Annotated in this window: 15 protein-coding genes; 6 read left to right on the forward strand and 9 right to left on the reverse strand. The window is 60.0% G+C overall.

Annotated elements, in window-relative coordinates:
* Position 1 precedes the first annotated feature (1 nt).
* Positions 2–1,060 (forward strand): DNA polymerase IV, encoded by a 1,059-nt coding sequence (dinB, locus tag BLU46_RS22820; RefSeq protein ID WP_063027521.1) that lies wholly within the window; start codon positions 2–4, stop codon positions 1,058–1,060.
* A 113-nt stretch (positions 1,061–1,173) separates the two neighbouring features.
* Here dinB and BLU46_RS22825 read toward each other — a convergent pair whose 3' ends face one another.
* The 4 genes from BLU46_RS22825 to BLU46_RS22840 all read right to left on the reverse strand — a co-directional run bounded on the left by BLU46_RS22825 (position 1,174) and on the right by BLU46_RS22840 (position 6,000).
* On the reverse strand, positions 1,174–2,127 hold the full coding sequence (locus tag BLU46_RS22825; RefSeq protein ID WP_093205586.1) for a hypothetical protein: 954 nt from the start codon (positions 2,125–2,127) through the stop codon (positions 1,174–1,176).
* Positions 2,128–2,147: 20 nt separating this feature from the next.
* The gene (locus tag BLU46_RS22830; protein ID WP_003208614.1) at positions 2,148–3,863 is read right to left on the reverse strand and encodes a proline--tRNA ligase; all 1,716 of its coding nucleotides are present in this window, start codon (positions 3,861–3,863) and stop codon (positions 2,148–2,150) included.
* A gap of 198 nt (positions 3,864–4,061) precedes the next feature.
* Complete coding sequence (locus BLU46_RS22835) at positions 4,062–5,594, reverse strand: AmpG family muropeptide MFS transporter (protein ID WP_093205589.1); 1,533 nt, start codon at positions 5,592–5,594, stop codon at positions 4,062–4,064.
* A gap of 43 nt (positions 5,595–5,637) precedes the next feature.
* On the reverse strand, positions 5,638–6,000 hold the full coding sequence (locus BLU46_RS22840) for an MGMT family protein (protein WP_063027529.1): 363 nt from the start codon (positions 5,998–6,000) through the stop codon (positions 5,638–5,640).
* 154 nt (positions 6,001–6,154) lie between these two features.
* Here BLU46_RS22840 and BLU46_RS22845 point away from each other — a divergent pair, with 154 nt between their 5' ends.
* Positions 6,155–7,162, forward strand: coding sequence for a DUF481 domain-containing protein (locus BLU46_RS22845; RefSeq protein WP_063027531.1), 1,008 nt, complete (start codon positions 6,155–6,157; stop codon positions 7,160–7,162).
* Positions 7,163–7,192: 30 nt separating this feature from the next.
* On the opposite strand, the gene BLU46_RS22850 is transcribed toward BLU46_RS22845, so the two are convergent.
* Positions 7,193–7,951 (reverse strand): SDR family oxidoreductase, encoded by a 759-nt coding sequence (locus tag BLU46_RS22850; protein WP_093205591.1) that lies wholly within the window; start codon positions 7,949–7,951, stop codon positions 7,193–7,195.
* A gap of 75 nt (positions 7,952–8,026) precedes the next feature.
* On the opposite strand from BLU46_RS22850, the gene BLU46_RS22855 reads away from it, so the two are divergent.
* From BLU46_RS22855 to groL, 4 genes are all read left to right on the forward strand, one after another.
* Entirely contained in the window at positions 8,027–8,758 is a 732-nt protein-coding gene (locus tag BLU46_RS22855; protein WP_063027535.1) for a HugZ family pyridoxamine 5'-phosphate oxidase, read from the forward strand.
* Positions 8,759–8,824: 66 nt separating this feature from the next.
* Complete coding sequence (locus tag BLU46_RS22860) at positions 8,825–9,301, forward strand: FxsA family protein (protein WP_008433587.1); 477 nt, start codon at positions 8,825–8,827, stop codon at positions 9,299–9,301.
* Positions 9,302–9,549: 248 nt separating this feature from the next.
* Entirely contained in the window at positions 9,550–9,846 is a 297-nt protein-coding gene (locus BLU46_RS22865; protein WP_003208599.1) for a co-chaperone GroES, read from the forward strand.
* Positions 9,847–9,896: 50 nt separating this feature from the next.
* The gene (groL, locus tag BLU46_RS22870) at positions 9,897–11,540 is read left to right on the forward strand and encodes a chaperonin GroEL (protein WP_003208597.1); all 1,644 of its coding nucleotides are present in this window, start codon (positions 9,897–9,899) and stop codon (positions 11,538–11,540) included.
* 131 nt (positions 11,541–11,671) lie between these two features.
* Here groL and BLU46_RS22875 read toward each other — a convergent pair whose 3' ends face one another.
* From BLU46_RS22875 to BLU46_RS22890, 4 genes are all read right to left on the reverse strand, one after another.
* A complete protein-coding gene (locus BLU46_RS22875; protein ID WP_093205594.1) occupies positions 11,672–13,099 on the reverse strand; it encodes a glycosyl hydrolase family 8 in 1,428 nt (475 codons plus the stop codon).
* Between the two features lie 85 nt (positions 13,100–13,184).
* Entirely contained in the window at positions 13,185–14,480 is a 1,296-nt protein-coding gene (locus tag BLU46_RS22880) for a sensor histidine kinase (RefSeq protein WP_093205596.1), read from the reverse strand.
* The gene (locus BLU46_RS22885; protein WP_063027542.1) at positions 14,470–15,168 is read right to left on the reverse strand and encodes a response regulator transcription factor; all 699 of its coding nucleotides are present in this window, start codon (positions 15,166–15,168) and stop codon (positions 14,470–14,472) included. Before BLU46_RS22885 ends, BLU46_RS22880 begins: the two co-directional genes overlap by 11 nt.
* Before the next feature lie 74 nt (positions 15,169–15,242).
* Positions 15,243–15,986 (reverse strand): phosphatase PAP2 family protein, encoded by a 744-nt coding sequence (locus BLU46_RS22890; protein ID WP_063027544.1) that lies wholly within the window; start codon positions 15,984–15,986, stop codon positions 15,243–15,245.
* Between the last annotated feature and the right edge of the window lie 21 nt (positions 15,987–16,007).

The following is a 16,007-nucleotide window of genomic DNA, read 5'->3' on the forward strand; positions in this document are numbered from 1 at the left end:
TATGACGCAGCGCAAAATCATCCACGTTGACTGTGATTGCTTCTACGCCGCCATCGAGATGCGCGACGACCCGACCCTGGCGCAAAAGCCCCTGGCGGTTGGCGGCTCGGCAGACCGTCGCGGCGTGATCGCTACCTGCAACTATGAAGCACGGGCCTACGGTGTGCGTTCGGCCATGTCGTCCCGGCACGCCTTGAAGCTGTGCCCGGACCTGACCATCGTCAAGCCGCGCATGGATGCCTATAAAGAAGCCTCCAAGGAAATCCAGACGATCTTTCGTGACTACACCGACCTGATCGAGCCGTTGTCCCTGGACGAAGCCTACCTGGACGTTTCTGACAGCCCGCATTTCGGCGGCAGTGCCACGCGCATTGCCCAGGACATTCGCCGGCGGGTCTCCAATCAATTGCACATCACCGTTTCCGCGGGCGTGGCGCCGAACAAGTTCCTCGCCAAGATCGCCAGCGACTGGAAAAAGCCCAACGGGCTGTTTGTGATCACCCCTGATCAGGTGGAAGACTTTGTCTCGGCGCTGCCGGTGAAAAAGCTCCATGGCGTGGGCAAGGTAACGGCCGACAAGCTGACGCGGCTGGGGATCGAAGACTGCCTGCAACTGCGAGAGTGGAACAAGCTGGCTCTGGTGCGTGAATTTGGAAGCTTCGGCGAGCGGCTTTGGAGCCTGGCCCGTGGGATTGATGACCGTGTGGTGCAGAACGACAGCCGCCGGCAATCCATCAGCGTTGAAAACACCTACGATGTCGACCTGCCGGACTTGCCCAGTTGCCTGGAAAAACTGCCTGAGCTGATGGACACCCTGGCCGGGCGGATGGCACGCATCGACAGCAGTTATCGGGCGGGTAAGCCGTTCGTCAAAGTGAAGTTTCACGACTTTACCCAGACCACCCTGGAGCAGGCCGGGGCAGGGCGGGACCTGGAGAGTTACCGGCAGTTGCTGACCCAGGCGTTCAATCGCGGCGGCAAGCCGGTGCGATTGCTGGGAATAGGTGTGCGCTTGCTGGATTTGAGCAACGGCAACGAGCAGCTCCAATTTCCCTGGTAGAAACCGGATAAAAATGTGGGAGCTGGCTTGCCTGCGAAAGCGGAGTAACAGTCAACCTCAATGTTGAATGCCAGACCGTCATCGCAGGCAAGCCAGCTCCCACATTAAGTGCTTCAGCGTTCCCCGGGATCCGCCACCAGGCGACCCGCATCCTTGGTCAATGCCTGCAAGAATTCCTGCTGCAACTCGGGATCATTGCGGGTCAGTTCAATCAGGCTTTGTTCCAGCTCGCTGGCTTCTTCTTCCAGGCCCAGCTCCGACAGGCGCTTGACCCGGTGTACCCACTCGTTGACTTCGTCGTCTTCCAGGTCGTCGTAGATCAAGGCGTGGGCTTCGAGCAATTTGCTGCGCAGCGTGCCGCTGACGGCCAGGGACGAGTCTGAGTGCACATCGTCCTGGGCATCTTCCACACTGATCTTCAGAGTGCTGATGCGGTTCAGGTCCTGCTCGGCAAACGGGCTGTCCAACAGGTTCAGGCGCAGCACGCCGTTACGGTCGGTGGTCAGCTCATGGGTTTGCTTGCCGGCGGTCACCTGCACCGGGCGTTCGCTCCAGGGCAGGCTCGAATACTCCACGCGCTTGTCGCGCTGGACTTCATCGATACCCGCCAGGTTCTGTTGCGCCCGACCGTTGGATTGCACGTTCATGAACGGGTTGATCCCGTCCACGCCGTAGGTGAGCCAATCGCGGGTCATGCTGGAAGGCAGGTTGCCCAGGGCAAAGACATTCGCCACGTTAGCGCCGACGCCCGCCACAAGCGCCACCGCGCCAAAGGGCATCTCGTAGAGTTTGCGCCAAGGCTGGTAGGGCGTGTAGCGGTCGTAACGACGGGTGACTTCGAATTCGGTGACCTCAAAGGTCTTTTGTTCGTGAATGCGAACCCTGCGTTGCGGCAGCTCCAGCACCTTGGGTTCGCCCACGTCGATCTGCAGGCTGTGATCGAGCAATTTTCGCTCGATACGTTCCTCGTGTTCGCTGCGTTGCGACATTTGGTTGGCGCAGCCGCTGACCAGCAGGGCGCCACATAACGTGGCGCCCCCCAGGCCTATGGTGTTTCGCTTGAACATGACGACTCTTGATCTGGTTTTCAGCGACGAATACGCGCCTGAAGGAAAGACAGCACGTCAGCCACCGGCAACGGTTGGGCTTCGGCTTCGGTCCGGCTCTTGTATTCCAGGTTGCCATCGGCCAGGCCGCGGTCACTGACCACGATCCGGTGCGGGATGCCAATCAGTTCCATGTCGGCGAACTTGATGCCCGGGCTGGTTTTCTTGTCCCGATCATCCAGCAGCACTTCAAAACCGGCGGCCGTGAGTTCGGCATACAGTTTGTCGGTGGCTTCGCGTACTTGCTCGGTTTCGTAGCGCAGCGGTACCAGGGCAACCTGGAATGGCGCCAGGGCGTCGCTCCAGATGATGCCTTTCTCGTCGTTGTTCTGCTCGATGGCAGCCGCAACCACGCGGGAAACACCAATGCCGTAGCAGCCCATTTCCAGGGTGATCGGCTTGCCGTTCTCGCCCAGCACTTCGCACTTCATCGCCTTGCTGTACTTGTTGCCCAGCTGGAAGATGTGCCCGACTTCGATGCCGCGCTTGATTTCCAGGGTGCCCTTGCCGTCCGGGCTCGGGTCGCCGGCCACCACGTTGCGCAGGTCGGCCACGGTCGGAACCGGCAGGTCACGTTCCCAGTTCACGCCGAAGTAGTGCTTGTCATCGATGTTCGCGCCAATGCCGAAGTCGCTCATCAGCTCAACCGAACGGTCGATGATGATTGGCAACGGCAGGTTCAGCGGGCCGAGGGAACCCGCACCGGCGCCAATGGCGTCGCGCAGTTCTGAGTCGGTGGCCATGACCAGCGGGCTGGCAACACCAGGCTGCTGGGCGGCTTTGATTTCGTTGAGTTCGTGGTCGCCGCGGATCACCAGGGCGATCAGCTTGCCTTCTTCCTCGGCGCGCACGATCAGGGTCTTGATGGTCTTTTCAATCGGCAGATTGAATTTTTCCACCAGGGCCGCGATGGTCTTGGTCTCAGGCGTGTCCACCAGGCGCAGCTCTTCGCTTGGCGCAGGGCGGGAGGTTTCCCGTGGCACGGCTTCGGCTTTCTCGATGTTCGCCGCGTAGTCGGAACCGTTGCTGAACACGATGTCGTCTTCACCGGATTCGGCCAGCACGTGGAATTCGTGGGAGCCGGCACCGCCGATGGAGCCGTTGTCTGCTTCAACCGGGCGGAATTTCAGGCCCAGGCGGGTGAACACGTTGCAGTAGGCGGTGTGCATGCGGTCATAGGTGACCTGCAGGGACGCCTGGTCAGCGTGGAACGAATAGGCGTCCTTCATGATGAACTCGCGGCCACGCATCAAACCGAAACGTGGGCGGATTTCGTCACGGAATTTGGTCTGGATCTGATACAGGTTGAGGGGCAGCTGCTTGTAGCTGCTCAACTCGTTGCGCATCAGGTCGGTGATCACTTCTTCGTGGGTCGGGCCGGCGCAGAAGTCGCGGCCATGACGATCCTTGAAGCGCAGCAATTCAGGGCCGTACTCTTCCCAGCGCCCGGATTCCTGCCACAGTTCAGCCGGTTGGGTGCTCGGCATCAACACTTCCAGAGAGCCGGCAGCGTTCATTTCTTCACGAACGATGGCTTCGACCTTGCGCATCACCTTCAAACCCATGGGCAGCCAGGTGTACAGGCCCGAGGCCAGTTTGCGGATCATGCCGGCGCGCAGCATCAGCTGGTGGCTGATCACGACCGCGTCGGAAGGCGTTTCTTTCTGTGTGGCGAGCAAATATTGACTGGTGCGCATGGTAGGCCGTTGTCGGTTGCTTGGACTTGAAATGACTTGGGATTGTACGGGCGCTTGCCGCCGACGTACAGGCATCTGGTTGCTGGAGCAGGGGTTCTGTGGGAGCTGGCTTGCCTGTGATACAGGCAACACGGTGTGTCAGTTACACCGCGGTGATGCAATCGCAGGCAAGCCAGCTCCCACATTCACCGCGTGTTTTCAGTCTTCTTTGGTTGGATTCAACCGAATCCGCCGGCTTTCCTGAAACCAGTGCAAGGCGATCAGGATCAGCGTCGGCACACCCAGCAGGCAGGTGATCATGAAGAAGTTGTGGTAACCGAACTTCTCGACCATCACCCCCGAATACCCGCCGATCAAGCGCGGCAGCAGCAACATGATCGAACTGAGCAACGCATATTGGGTGGCAGAGAACTTCAGGTTGGTCAGGCTCGACAAGTACGCGACAAACGCCGAGGTCGCCATGCCTGAACTGAAGTTGTCCAGGGAAATGGTGAAAATCAGCATCTGCAGGTCCGGGCCCATGTCGGCGAGCATCACGAACAGCAGGTTGGTGCCGGCCGATGCAATGCCGCCGATAAACAGGATCGGCAGGATCCCGAAACGCACGATCAGCAGGCCGCCCATACCGGCACCCAGCAGGGTCATGATCAGGCCGAAGACCTTGCTGACGCCGGCGATCTGGTCCTTGGTGAAACCCTGGTCGATATAGAACACGTTGGCCATGACGCCCATCACCGTGTCCGACATGCGATAGGTGGCAATCAGCCCCAACAGCAGGAGGGCCTGCCAGCGGTAGCGCAGGATAAAGTCGTTGACCGGCGTGAGTACCGGCGCCAGGCCCCGGCGGCCCATAGTCGACAGGCACAGGGTGGTCAGAATGATATAGAGGATGGCCCGCAGGAACGCGCGGTCTTCCAGCAACAAGTCGAGCAGGCTGACACCATGGAACAGCACGCTGGCGAAGTCAGTGTTGTACAGCTGGGTGAACATCGCCGGCACCGACACCAACAGCACGATCAACACGAACACCGAGACTAACTGGTGAGCAAAGCTGTAGCGTCCGGCCTGCAATTGGGTACGCAGTGGCACATTGGGTTCGCGCATGAACAGGGTGGTCAGCAGTGCAGGCACCATCAGTACACCAAACAGCACGTAGGTGCCGGTCCATGCCGAGTGCTTGTAATTGAACCCGGTGGAACCGAAGCCTTCAGCAAAAAACAGTGCGCCTGCGGTGGCAAGCAGGGCGGCCACGCGATAACCGGACATATAGCTGGCGGCGAGCGCGGCCTGCTGGCTGTCGTCGGCGATTTCCAGGCGGTAGGCGTCTACCGCGATATCCTGGGTGGCGGAAGCGAAGGCGACGATAACCGCGATAGCGATCAGCCAGGACAGGTGTTTTTGCGGATCGCAGAACCCCATGCCGATCAATCCGAGGATAACCAGCGTCTGGGACAAGACTAACCAGGATCGACGACGTCCGAGCTTGCCGAGCAGTGGCAGGCGCCATTGGTCGAGCAAGGGCGACCAGACCCACTTGAAGGCATAGGCCAGGCCGATCAGGCTCGCGTACCCGATGGTTTCGCGGGCCACACCGGCCTCACGCAACCACACCGAGAGCGTCGAGAACACCAACATGTAAGGCAAGCCGGCAGCAAAGCCGAGCAACAGCAGCACTAACGTCGAGGGGCTGGCATAGGCGGCGAGCGCGGCGCGCCAGGTTTTACGGGGCATGGGCTGGAGTCTGCCTCAGAATTACGCAAATAAAGCGCGCACTCTAACCGCTGTGCTCTACCGGGCGCCAGCCATGACGCTGAATATCAACACGATTGTTCAGGATGCTGACGCCTTCAGCGCGTAAACGCGCGCGTTGCTCGTCCCCTGAGGCACTGCCCACCGGCAGACTTATCCGACCACCGGCACCCAACACGCGGTGCCAGGGCAATTTGGTGTCCTCGGGCAGCTGGCTCAGGGTACGGCCCACCCAGCGTGCGGCACGACCCAAACCGGCGAGGTGCGCCAGCTCCCCATAGCTGATGACGCAACCCTCGGGCACTTGGGCAAGGGTCAGGTACAGCACGGTGCGGCGCATTTCGGCCGGGCTTTGCGGGGCGTCGGTCGTTTTGTTCACGGTGGGCATATCCGATGAAAATATCCGTCTATTCGTGGGAAATGTCTGCAAATGTAACGCTGGGAACGGAACTCGATTCAAATACCCGAGTCAGTCCTTGCTAAGAAGTTATCCAACCCGATAATGCCCGTTTTTTCCGCCAAACTTGAGCCTGTATTCGCTTATGTTGTCCAGAACCCTGCTATGCCTTGCTGTTTTCAGCGCCTCCACCCCGCTGCTCGCCGATACCGTCTGGTTGAAAAATGGTGACCGCCTGACCGGCAAGATCAAGGTTTTCGACGGTGGCAAACTGCTGATCCAGACCGATTATGCCGGCGCCATCCCGGTGGACTGGAAACAGGTCAAGACCCTGGAAAGCGATCAGGAATTGCTGGTCAAGCAGGATGCCTACACCGGCGAGAAAGCCAAATCCCTGAAGGCGGCTGATGACGGCAAGGTCATTCTGGCCAATGGTGAGGCGCCCAAGACTGTCGAACTGGCGAGCATCCAGCAGATCATCAAGCCCAAGCCCGTGATCGAAGACTTGGTGTGGAAGGGCAATGTCGACATGGCGCTGGACTACAAGCGCGCGGAAAAAGACACCAACGACTACGACATCGACTTCAAGACCACCGCCCGCCATGGCCAGTGGCGCCATACCGCCCAGGGCGAATACAACCGCGAATTCCAGGACGACGTGACCACCACCGACAACTGGGCGCTGGAGTACGACCTGGACCGCTTTCTCACCGAACACTGGTTCTGGCAGGGGCGCTTGACCTACAAGCGCGACAAAGTCGAAGACCTGTCTCGCCAGCGCACCGTGGGTACCGGCCCGGGCTACCAATTCTGGGATGACGAACTGGGCGCGTTCTCCCTCGGTTCGTTGGTCAACCGCACTGACTATGAATACCAGGATGGCGGCAAGGACAACTTCTACTCGCTGGCGATGAAGTGGAACTACAACCGCTACCTGGTGGGCAAGTCCGTCGAGTTCTTCACCAATGGCGAGCTGGGCAAGCCGCTGGCAGGGCCATCCGACTATTCCCTGGATGCGGAAATGGGCTTGCGCTACAAAGTCACCGAGTGGGCTTCCCTCAACCTCAAGGCCGAGCGCGACATTATTAGTGGCGACTCGGAAAGCGCGCTGAGCAAGACCCGCTACACCGCAGGGTTCGGCGTCACCTGGTAAAGGGCCACTGGGTAAGGAGTCACCTGGTAATTAAAGGCGCAACCCGCCGTCCATTTCCAGGATCCGCCCGGTGTAGTAGTCATTCTCGAAGATATACGCCGCTGAATGGGCAATCTCCTCAGGCCGCCCCATGCGCTTGAGGGGAATGCCCGACGTCATCTTCTCCAGGGCCTCAGGCTTCATGCCCAGGGTCATCTCCGTCTCGATAAACCCCGGTGCAATGCCCGCCACGCGAATGCCGTAGCGCGCCAGCTCCTTGGCCCAGGTCACGGTGGCGGCTGCTACACCGGCCTTGGCGGCGGAGTAATTGGTCTGGCCGACGTTACCGGCCCGGGAGATCGACGAGATATTGATAATGGTGCCTTGGTTCTTCAGTTCCACCATTATCGCCGCCACTTCGCGGGTACACAGGAACACCCCGGTGAGGTTCACGTCGATCACCGCCTGCCACTGGGCCAGGCTCATCTTGGTCATCTCGCCATCCTTGACCTTCAGCAGCAGCCCGTCGCGCAAAATCCCTGCGTTGTTGATCAAACCGTTGATCGCGCCGAAGTCTTCGGCGATCTGGGCCACGGTCTGGGTTACCTGTTCTTCATTCGCCACGTTGCACAGATAGGCTCTAGCCTTCACGCCATGGGCCTGGCAGGCGATCACGGCCTGGTCGAGTTTTTCCTGATTGAGGTCCACCAGCGCCAGGTGCGCGCCCTTGGCTGCAAAATACTCGGCCATGGAACGGCCCAAACCCTGGCAACCGCCGGTGATAATGATTACTTTGTCGTTGAGATCCATTCGCAAGTCCTGTGAGCAGAATTAAGCGGCTACCCAAGTTTGTTTTTTGACGGAATTTATCAAAGGAGTCATAAGTTGAGCGCGCACGTTGCCAAGAATGCCCGAGAACTACTGCTCAAGGAATACCGTGGGGCACTTGCCACCTTGTCCAAGGCCATGCCCGGCTTTCCGTTCGGCTCAGTGGTGCCGTACTGCCTGGACGCCGAGGGCCGGCCGCTGATCCTGATCAGCCGTATCGCCCAGCACACCCATAATTTGCAGAAAGACCCCAAGTGCTCACTGCTGGTGGGGGAGCGTGAGGCGGACGACGTTCAAGCGGTAGGGCGCCTGACCTACCTGGCCGAGGCCGAAAAGCTGGAAGACAGCGCTGAGATTGAAGCCGCAGCCGAGCGTTATTACCGCTATTTCCCGGATTCGGCCAACTACCACAAGGCCCATGATTTTGACTTCTGGGTGCTCAAGCCGGTGCGCCATCGTTATATCGGCGGGTTTGGCGCGATCCACTGGGTCGACCAACTGACCCTGGCCAATCCGTTCGCCGGCAAGGCCGAGCTGAGCATGATCGAACACATGAACAGCGACCATACCAAGGCCATTGCCCACTACGTCGAACTGGCCGGCTTGCCGACCACCGAGCCTGCGCAACTGGCGGGCATCGACAGTGAAGGCATGCACCTGCGCATTGGCCAGGCACTCTACTGGCTGCCCTTTGCCGAGCCTTGCAACACGCCGACACAAGTACGCGAAGCCTTGGTTTTCCTGGCTCACGCCGAGGTGTGGCCGAAAAAAGCGGCCGCTGAAGCTTGAATTCACGAAACGGCGACGTCATCTAAGGTGAAGTAGCAAGGCATTCTTGCGTTGAGGAACCATTTGATGCGCCCTTTTTTGTTGCTTTTTTTGTTATTTCCGGTGCTGGAGCTGTTCGTATTCGTACAAGTCAGCGGGGCCATTGGGTTTTTCCCGGCGCTGCTGCTGATCATTCTCGGCTCGATGCTCGGCGTTCTGGTGCTGCGCGTCGCCGGCCTGGCCACGGCGCTACGTGCCCGTGAAAGCCTGAATCGCGGCGAACTGCCGGCCCAGACCATGCTCGAAGGCTTGATGATGGCATTGGCCGGTGGCCTGTTGATCCTGCCAGGCTTCATCAGCGATGTGGTCGGCCTGGTGATGCTGCTGCCGTTCACTCGCAAGCTGCTGGCGGGCAAGATGCGCCAGCGTGCCGAAGAGGCTGCCATTCGCCAGCGCGCCTTTGCCGACGACCTGCAACCCCGTGGTGGCCCGGCTCCGCGCCAGCCCCTGGGGCGTGAAGGTGACGTGATCGAAGGCGAGTTCGAACACCGCGACCCCAAGTAATCCCCTCACTGGCACGGCACCTGCGGGTGTCGTGCGGCTTTTGAAGCCTCCCCCGACACGAAAAATTTCATCTTGGCACCCTTGTAATAAGCTTATGCGCCCTTATGTAACGGTCACCGCAAGGTTTCTGGTGGCGACACCAGACAGACTTCCGCGTTTCGCGCCGCGAACCGCGACCGGCACCGCCGGAATTTAACCTGCCGGAATTGACACCGGCTGATGAAAAACACAATTAGGAGAGATCGACAATGAGCAAGCTTCGTCCTCTGCATGACCGCGTCGTCATCCGTCGCAGTGAAGAAGAAAAGAAAACCGCTGGCGGTATCGTGCTGCCAGGTTCGGCTGCTGAAAAAGCCAACCACGGTGTGATTCTCGCTGCTGGCCCAGGCAAGACCCTGGAAAACGGTGAAGTACGTGCGCTGGCTGTGAAAGTGGGTGACAAGGTTGTTTTCGGCCCTTACTCCGGCAGCAACACTGTGAAAATCGACGGCGAAGACCTGCTGGTAATGGCTGAGAACGAGATTCTCGCTGTTCTGGAAGGCTGATTTCCCCGCTCATCTTCCCGTTACTACAAAGTATTTAAGGAATATCGATCATGGCTGCTAAAGAAGTTAAATTCGGCGATTCCGCCCGTAAGAAAATGCTCGCCGGTGTCAACGTCCTGGCTGACGCAGTAAAAGCGACCCTGGGCCCTAAAGGCCGTAACGTGATCATCGAGAAGAGCTTCGGCGCTCCGACCATCACCAAGGACGGCGTGTCCGTCGCCAAAGAAATCGAGCTGAAAGATCGCTTCGAAAACATGGGCGCGCAGCTGGTCAAAGACGTTGCCTCCCGTGCCAACGACGACGCAGGCGACGGCACCACCACCGCTACCGTTCTGGCTCAGTCGATCGTCAACGAAGGCCTGAAAGCCGTCGCTGCCGGCATGAACCCGATGGACCTGAAACGCGGCATCGACAAGGCGACCATCGCCATTGTCAAAGAGCTGAAGTCCTTGTCCAAGCCATGCGCTGACACCAAGGCTATCGCTCAGGTCGGCACCATCTCGGCCAACTCCGACAGCTCCATCGGCGACATCATTGCCGAAGCCATGGAAAAAGTCGGTAAAGAAGGCGTGATCACCGTTGAAGAAGGCTCGGGCCTGGAAAACGAACTGTCGGTTGTTGAAGGCATGCAGTTCGACCGTGGCTACCTGTCCCCGTACTTCGTCAACAAGCCAGACACCATGACCGCCGAGCTCGACGGCCCGCTGATACTGCTGGTTGACAAAAAGATCTCCAACATCCGTGAACTGTTGCCAGTTCTGGAAGCTGTTGCCAAGGCCGGTCGCCCACTGCTGATCGTTTCCGAAGACGTTGAAGGCGAAGCCCTGGCGACTCTGGTTGTGAACAACATGCGCGGTATCGTGAAAGTGGTTGCTGTCAAAGCACCTGGTTTCGGCGATCGTCGCAAGGCCATGCTGCAGGACATCGCTGTTCTGACTGGCGGTACCGTTATCTCCGAAGAGATCGGCCTGAGCCTGGAAAGCGCTACCCTGGAACACCTGGGTAATGCCAAGCGCGTCACCGTGACCAAGGAAAACACCACCGTGATCGACGGTGCTGGTGTTGAAGCTGACATCCAGGCACGTGTTACCCAGATCCGCGCTCAAGTGGCTGATACCACTTCCGACTACGACCGTGAAAAACTGCAAGAGCGTCTGGCCAAGCTGTCCGGCGGCGTTGCAGTGATCAAGGTTGGCGCTGGTTCCGAAGTTGAAATGAAAGAGAAGAAAGCCCGCGTTGAAGACGCCCTGCACGCTACCCGTGCAGCCGTTGAAGAAGGCGTGGTACCTGGCGGTGGCGTGGCACTGGTTCGCGCTCTGCAGGCTATCTCCGAGCTGAAAGGCGACAACGCTGACCAAGACGTCGGTATCGCTCTGCTGCGTCGTGCGGTTGAAGCACCTCTGCGCCAGATCGTTGCCAACTCCGGCGACGAGCCAAGCGTAGTGGTCGACAAGGTCAAGCAGGGTTCGGGTAACTTCGGTTACAACGCTGCTACCGGCGAATACGGCGACATGATCGAAATGGGCATCCTGGACCCAGCTAAAGTGACTCGTTCGGCTCTGCAAGCGGCTTCGTCGATTGCCAGCCTGATGATCACCACTGAAGCAATGATCGCCGAGATCAAAGAAGATGCTCCAGCTGGCGGCGGTATGCCAGACATGGGCGGTATGGGCGGCATGGGCGGCATGATGTAAGCCAGCCTTACCCCGATACTGAAAAACCCCGCCTGCAGCGATGCAGGTGGGGTTTTTTTATGCTGATCGTTCCCACGCTCTGCGTGGGAATGCCGCCAGGGACGCTCCGCGTGCCGCTTTATGCGCACGTTTCAACTGACGCCGCGACGCCCCAGGAGCTTCTTGAACATGAAGCCGCGCGCCAGCATCAGCTGCGAGGCAGCCGGCAAAGATGCCATGGGTCTCGGTGCCGCAGTGCCGGATGACGGATGGACAGGCACGTGTGCGGTTTTTTTGAGGGACGCCGGTTGGGGCCGCTCCCAGTGGCCGGACATGACGACCATGCCCAGCAGTTTGAGGGTGTTGCCGTAGTAATCATGGTCCCGGATGGACCGGCGTTGCAGGTTGTCCCAAATGTTATTGAGCCACAGCTGATTGTCGGGGCTGATCATCGCGCTGACCCCGAGTGCCGCCACAAAGGCCGGCTCATTCGGCGCTTCCTCAATGGTACTGCCGTCGATCCGGTAACCGCTGTTGAAGTTGCCCGGTTCATCGTGGGTGGTGGCGCGTGCCCAGCGGTTGAAGGTGGTCAAGGTGTACAGCGCGCGAGGGTCACCGTACATCAGGTAATCCAGGCCTATGCGCCAGGGGTAACGGGCCGCGTTCCACGAGTAGCCGCCGTCGTATTGACCTTCCACCAGTTCGGGCCGTGCAGGGGTGAGCGAAGTGTCCAAGTGGCTGATGAAGTCCGGCACCAAAGCACTTTTGGCACTGTAGCGCTGGGTAAAGTCGCTGATGATCGAATAGGTCTTGTCGCGCACCGCCTGCCAGCGTTTATCCCCGGTCATGGCGAAAAAGCTGTAGAGGTGCGACTGCATGAAGTCCGAGCTGCGGGTGGTGTACTCAAGCTCCGCGTCGCCATCGGTGCCGGCCCAGTCGCCGAGCATCAGATGCTGAGTCCTGGGGTGCACTTCGTGCTTCATGATCGCCGCCATGACCGTGTTGGCCTCGCTGCGGTAGTCAATGGTGCCTTGGCTGCCCCATTTCTGGTCGGCCAGCAGCAGGGCGTAGGCGATGTCCAGGTCGCCGTCGGTGGCACTGACGTCGCCGCGGAAAGGGTCGGTGGAGTCGCCGCAGCCCTCTATCTGGTTCCAGGCCATCAGGCCGGGATCGGAGGCTGCCGGGTGATCCTGGAAGTAGCGCACCATGCCGTCGAAGATTTTTTGGGCCTCGTCATCGTAGTCGGCCATCATCACCGTAAGCAGCATGCCGTAGCCATGAGCCTCGGACACCGTGATGGTGTTGGGCGCGGCGCCACCGCCCACCGGTTTGTGGTCGGCGTTGACCTTGACGAAATACCGGCCGCTGCCGCAATCCCCTGAGAGATACACCGCCTTCCAGTCCTTGTAGAACGTGACCAATTGTTTATCCATGATCGCCTGGGTCTGGCGATTGGGCAGGATGGTGCCGGGGTAGTAGGGCGCGTGAGCACTCTGGGCCGCGCTGCTGCCTGACCATGAACCGGCGGCCATGCACAGTGATAACAGCAGCGTGGGCAGATGCCGTCTAGGGTGACGCATGAACTGACTCTCCAACCTGATCCAAAGGACAAGGTCGCGAGGTTAGCGGCAGCGCGGACGTTCCACTGTCACAGGCTGTAACAGCCTAACCTGGGCGCAGCGCCAGGGTCAGGGTCAGGCGTGCGCCGCCCAACGGGCTGCGGGTGATCGACAGTTCTCCACGGTGCCAATGGGTGGCGCGCTTGGCCAGCGCCAGGCCCAGGCCAAACCCGCTGGGCTCGTCGCCGCCCATGGCCAGGCGCACGAAGGGTTCGAAGATCTTTTCGCGGTTTTCCGGCAGCACGCCCGGGCCGTCATCATCTACATGCAGCACCAGGTGCTGGTCCTGGCACGCAGCGCTGACGTTCACCCGTTCGCGGGCGTAAGTGATGGCGTTGCTCAGCAGGTTGCGCACGATCAGATGCAGCAGGGCGCGGTCGCCGATCAGTTCCAGGTCGGCCGGGTCGGTGTTTAGGGTCAGCAGGCGATGGTGCCCGTCCAACAGGGCGAACTCCTGCTGCAGCCAGTCGTGGATATTGATCGGCTCATGCTGCAGGTCGCTGGGTGCATCGGCCAGCCGGGCAAAGGCGAGGCTGGCGCGAACCAGCGACTCCAGCTCTTCGATGTCGGTTTGCAGGCGCTCTTGCAGGCGGGTGCGGGTGTCGGGGTCGGCACTTTTACTCAGCAGTGCCAGAGCAAACCGCATCCGGGCCAGGGGCGTGCGCAGTTCGTGGGACACCGCCTGGGAAACTTCTCGGTGGCGTTCACCCATCGAGGTGATGTCCTGGGCATGCTTGCGCAACGTTTGCAGCAGCGGCGTCCATTCCTGGCTCATCGCCGGTAGCAGCGTGCTGGGCGTGCGGGCAAGGGCACTCATACAGGCGTTTAGGGTGTTGAGGTCGTGGGTGTATTTGCGTCGGGCACGCAACGCGATCCAGAGCAACAGCAACACCGGCAGGCCGGCAACACAGGCGGTCACCCAATACACCGGATATTGCAGCAGGTCCTTCACTTCGGCGGTTCCCCACATAGGGCCGAATTGAATCACCGTGTCATCGTCCAGCGGGAAGTAGGTGACGTCCTCATCACTGTTCTGCGCCGGTTGATGATGGTCGAGCATCACAATGGCTTCGGGTGGCAGCTCGATATCGTCTTTTTTCACCACGCTCACCGGGTACTGAAAGCGTGCTTGCAGCGACTCGACACGCGCCTCCCATTGTTCGGGGGGCAGGGTCTTGAGTTGCTCGGCAACCAGATAACCCGGCCCGGCCATCAGGCGCAGAAAACTGTAGTCGCCGATAAACACCGCAGCGTTGGTGCACAGCCACAACAGGTAAAGGGTGAGGGCGGCCCAACTGGTGCCGGCCGCGATTGCCATCCAGGGGCGCACTTTAGACAGCATGTTGACTCCCGCTCGGGATTTCGACGAACAGGTATCCCTGCGCCGTGATGGTCTGGATGGTCACGGGGCACTCAAGGCTCATCAGTTTCTTGCGCAAGCGCGACACCCGCATATCAATCGAACGGTTCAGTCCGTCGTACTCCAGGCCCCGCAGGCGCTGGAGCAGTTTTTCCCGGGTCAGCAACACGCCGCAGTGACGGGCGAAGATGGCGAGCAACTCGAATTCGGCCACCGAAAACTGCAAGGGCGCCTCGCCAAGCCAGGCGAAGTGGTTGTTCAGGTCCAGGCGAAAAGCGCCCCACTGATAGAAATTGCGGGGCGCCTGGGGATGGCGACGCAGCAGTGAGCGGATCCTCGCGAGCAACAGTTGCGGATCGATCGGCTTGACCACGTAGTCGTCGGCCCCGGCGGCAAATCCCACCAATTGTTCGGCGTTCTCGTCCAGGGCCGTCATCATCAGGATCAGCCCGGGGTAGTGGTCGCGAATCTGTCGGCACAGGGTAAAGCCGTCCATGCCCGGCAGCATCACATCAAGGATCAGCAGCGCTGGCTGTTCCTCGTGAATACGTTGGGCCGCGCGGTCGCCACGGTGTTCTACCGCCACGGTAAACCCTTCGGCGCGCAGGAACTCGGCCGTCAGTGCTGCCAGGGGCAGGTCGTCTTCGATCAGCAGCAGGGTATCGGACATGGCTCAGCGGGATCGTTGCCAAAAAAGTGCGCAGAGTGTTGCGCCCTTGCCCCCGGCGAGGCAAGGGCTGTTCATCAAGGCGTTGCGGGCTGCTTCTGGAAGGCGGGCTGCGGTGCTTTCACCGGCTGGTACAGCAAGAAGTAATAGGCGCCCAAACAAATCAGCCAGCTGAAAATCGCCGTCCACACGTTATGGGAAAGAAAGTGCGCCCCTTGCATCGTCCGGCTCACCGAAAGCACCGTGCCCAGCCCCAGTGCAAACATGAACGCCGAGCGCGCCATCCGCGGCCGACGATCCCTCAGGGCAAAAAACAACGCGAACAAGGCAAACCCCGTCGCCGCATGCCCGCCCGGCCAGCACCGGCCCGGCTTGTCGGTCGGCGGCCGCGGGCTCAGCAGCTCGCTGTAAGTCTCCTGGCCGCCGAACTCCTTGACGCTCCACGGGCATTGCACCCCGGTCACGGTCTTCAACGGCGAAACAAACGAGGTAGCCAGGGCCAGCGAGAGCACCAGGCAGCCCAATTCCCGGCGGTAGGGCTTAAGCCGCTCAACAATAAAGGCCCCGGCAAACCCGGCGATCGCCAGCACCGAAAACACGATCACCATCTGCTTGGCGCGATCGTGAAGAATGTCCTCTAGAAAAAAACTGTGCCGGCCCACAAAGCCGCCTTCGGAGGCGTTGTAAAACAGCTTGGCGACGTCCATGTCCAGCGACGTCAGCTCCAGCAACAGCATGACCACCGCCAGCACGGCAGGCACACCGAGGCACAGCCAAAAATTGAGGGGTTGGGATCCCGGACGAACAGCGATTGCGTGCATGGTGAACTCAGACTCTAAAAA

Source organism: Pseudomonas yamanorum (assembly GCF_900105735.1).
GTDB classification, from domain to species: domain Bacteria; phylum Pseudomonadota; class Gammaproteobacteria; order Pseudomonadales; family Pseudomonadaceae; genus Aquipseudomonas; species Aquipseudomonas yamanorum.